Annotated in this window: 4 protein-coding genes; 2 read left to right on the forward strand and 2 right to left on the reverse strand. The window is 61.7% G+C overall.

Features of this window, described 5'->3' with window-relative positions; all coding sequences use genetic code 11:
* Positions 1-58: 58 nt before the first annotated feature.
* Both ABW043_RS04750 and ABW043_RS04755 read right to left on the reverse strand, forming a co-directional pair.
* Positions 59-517, reverse strand: a complete 459-nt coding sequence (locus ABW043_RS04750) for a GNAT family N-acetyltransferase (protein ID WP_353920083.1) — start codon at positions 515-517, stop codon at positions 59-61.
* A gap of 44 nt (positions 518-561) precedes the next feature.
* Positions 562-1,653, reverse strand: coding sequence for a zinc-binding metallopeptidase family protein (locus tag ABW043_RS04755; RefSeq protein ID WP_353920084.1), 1,092 nt, complete (start codon positions 1,651-1,653; stop codon positions 562-564).
* A gap of 97 nt (positions 1,654-1,750) precedes the next feature.
* Between ABW043_RS04755 and ABW043_RS04760 the strand changes: the two genes are divergently transcribed.
* Together ABW043_RS04760 and ABW043_RS04765 are read left to right on the forward strand one after the other, a co-directional pair.
* The gene (locus ABW043_RS04760; protein WP_353920085.1) at positions 1,751-2,362 is read left to right on the forward strand and encodes a LysE family translocator; all 612 of its coding nucleotides are present in this window, start codon (positions 1,751-1,753) and stop codon (positions 2,360-2,362) included.
* A gap of 80 nt (positions 2,363-2,442) precedes the next feature.
* Positions 2,443-2,622: DUF2934 domain-containing protein (locus tag ABW043_RS04765; protein WP_353920086.1), on the forward strand; the 180-nt coding region annotated here is incomplete at its 3' end.

Raw genomic sequence — 2,622 nt, forward strand, 5'->3', positions numbered from 1 at the left:
CAATAACGCAGGTTTGAGGGCAGGAGTCCCTCGGCGAGGTTAATGCGTTAAATTTGACTTAATCGATTAAGGTTGCGCTAGCCTTGTCGTAGTCGCGCATGGCCCGATGCGGCATGCCGCCATCCATGAATTCTGGCCCGAAAGCGACGAAGCCGAGCTTCTCGTAGAGCCCCAATTTGTCGGATTGAGCGGTGAGGAAAAAGCGTTCGCTTCCCCTGGCGCGCGCATCTGTCATGGCCTTCTCGATCAGCTTTCGCGCCACGCCCTTGCCGCGCCAGGCCTGGTGCACGGCAACACGCCCGATTTTAATATGTTCGGGCTGCTCGATCAGCCGCAGCGTTGCGACGACATTGCCCTCCGCCACAGCGACATAATGGCTCGCGGTGAGGTCGTAGCTATCGAGCTCTTCTTCCTCGGGCACTTTCTGTTCCCAGACGAAGACCTCCCGGCGCAAGGCGAACGCGGCGTTCGAGAGGGTCGAAAAAACGGGGACGTGAAGAATGATGATGTCGGACATGACGGAGGTTTACCAGCAAGCTTTCGCCGCTGGAAGTGCGTCGCTCAGTCCTCGACCTCAAGCGCTGCCAACTGCCCCAATGCCGGCGCCTGATGCACCAGATCGTTCACAAACCCCAGTTTCTCGATCACGGCCGGTGTCAGAACGAAGGGATAGGCATCGGCCTGTCCCATTGCCCGGTTGAGATTGTTGAGCAGCGAGACGAGCGGAATCCAGTTGTCGATGATCGCCGCCATGTCAGGCGCCATATAGGGGTCGAAGTGGACTGGAGGCATCGAGAGGCTCCCGTCCCCCGTCCGCGGCCTCGCCCTGATGCCGAAGGCGGCGGCCATCTCTACCGTGTCAGTGATATGGAGATAGTGGGCGAAGGTTTCGGCAAAATCCTCCCAGGGATGGGCGGTGGCATAGGCCGATATATGGCTTTCGGGCCATCCGGCGGGCGCGCCATTGGCGTAATACGCCTGAAGCGCTGCGCCATAGTCGCTGCGTTCATCGCCGAACAGCGCGCGAAACCGCTGCTCCGACGGCTGTCCGCTGACGAGCAAGTCCCAATAGTGGTGACCGATCTCGTGCCGGAAATGGCCGAGAAGCGTCCGATAGGGCTCGCCCATGCCGGTGCGGCGGCGTTCCCGCTCGGCGTCATCGGCCTCCGCCAGCGCAATGGTGATGACGCCGCTCTCATGCCCCGTCATCACATGGGGCGCACTGCCGGCATCGGCGAGGAAGCGGAAGGCGAGGCCGTGTTGAGGGTCCTCCTCCCGCGTTTTGAGGGGCAAGCCCAGGCGCAGCAGCGAATAGACCAGGCGCTTCTTGGCCCGTTCGACCACCTGCCAGCGCAGCAGGTTGTCGGGATTGTCGAGCGCGGGAATGGTTTCGTTGTGAATGCAGGCGGCGCAGAGCACCGGGCCACCGGGTTCTGCCGGTATCAGCCAGTTGCACGCCCCATGTCGGGCATTGTCGCAATAGATGTAGGCATGCCCGGGAAAGGCCGGCGCCAGCCAGCTCCCAGCCGCCTCATCGAGCGACACGAGTGCATTCTGCTCGGGCAGATAGCCCAGAGCGTGGCCGCAATGCTCGCAGCGGCTGTTCTCGAAATAGACCGTGTTGCCGCAATGATCGCAAACGAATAGCCGCATGCTGGTCCCCTGTTGGTGACGGGGATAATGGCATGCGGGGCTTGCCGTTCCGCACGAAAAGAGAAACTGTCCCGCCATTGAGCCGGAGGTGCGTCCCATGAGCGTCGAATTTTTGATCACGACCCTGATCGTCGTCGTCTCTCCAGGCGCGGGCGCGCTCTATACGATTGCGGCCGGTCTCGGCCGCGGCAGCAGGGCGAGCCTTTGGGCCGCCTTCTTCTGCACCATCGGCATCGTGCCCCACATGATCGCCGCGATCACGGGCCTTGCCGCCATTCTCCATGCCAGCGCGCTGGCCTTCGAGATCATCAAATATCTCGGCGTCGCCTACCTCCTCTATACGGCCTGGGCGACCCTGCGCGAAACCGGCTCGCTCTCGGTGTCGGCCAATGCCGAGCCCAAGAGCCTCAAAGACATGGCGATCGAGGTTGTGCTGATTAACCTCCTCAATCCAAAGCTCTCGATCTTCTTCTTTGCCTTCCTGCCGCAGTTCGTGCCGGCCGATGCGCCGGGCGCCGTGCCGCAGATGTTGCAGTTGAGCCTGGTCTTCATGCTCATGACCTTCGTGGTCTTCGCACTCTACGGGCTTTTTGCCGCTGCCATTCGTGGCCACGTCATTTCCAAGCCCGCGATCATGGTCTGGATGCGCCGCTCTTTTGCGGCCGCTTTCGTGGCGCTTGGCGCCAAGCTGGCATTGACCACACGGTAAAATCTCTCGTCACCGCCGCGTCGTCGGCAACTGCTAGGTCAACCTCGCGTTCTGCATTCATGCGTAACGAGGAGAGCACCATGCCGCATGTCGAGGAATACAAGGTTCGTGACCGCGCCTACCAGCTCTGGGACGAGGCCGGCCAGCCGGAAGATCGCGAACAGGAATTCTGGTACCAGGCCGAGCGCGAACTGGCCGAAGAGGAAGAGGTCGATACCTCCCGCGAAGCTTCGGTCATCAATCTGCCGCCGCTGACGGCG

Origin of the sequence: Devosia sp., assembly GCF_040509215.1 — a bacterium.
Classification (GTDB): domain Bacteria; phylum Pseudomonadota; class Alphaproteobacteria; order Rhizobiales; family Devosiaceae; genus Devosia.

Coding starts and splice junctions, on each gene's coding strand:
- ABW043_RS04760 (WP_353920085.1), top strand. CDS start 1,751: ATGAGCGTCGAATTTTTGATCACGACCCTGATCGTCGTCGTCTCTCCA.
- ABW043_RS04755 (WP_353920084.1), bottom strand. CDS start 1,653: ATGCGGCTATTCGTTTGCGATCATTGCGGCAACACGGTCTATTTCGAG.
- ABW043_RS04750 (WP_353920083.1), bottom strand. CDS start 517: ATGTCCGACATCATCATTCTTCACGTCCCCGTTTTTTCGACCCTCTCG.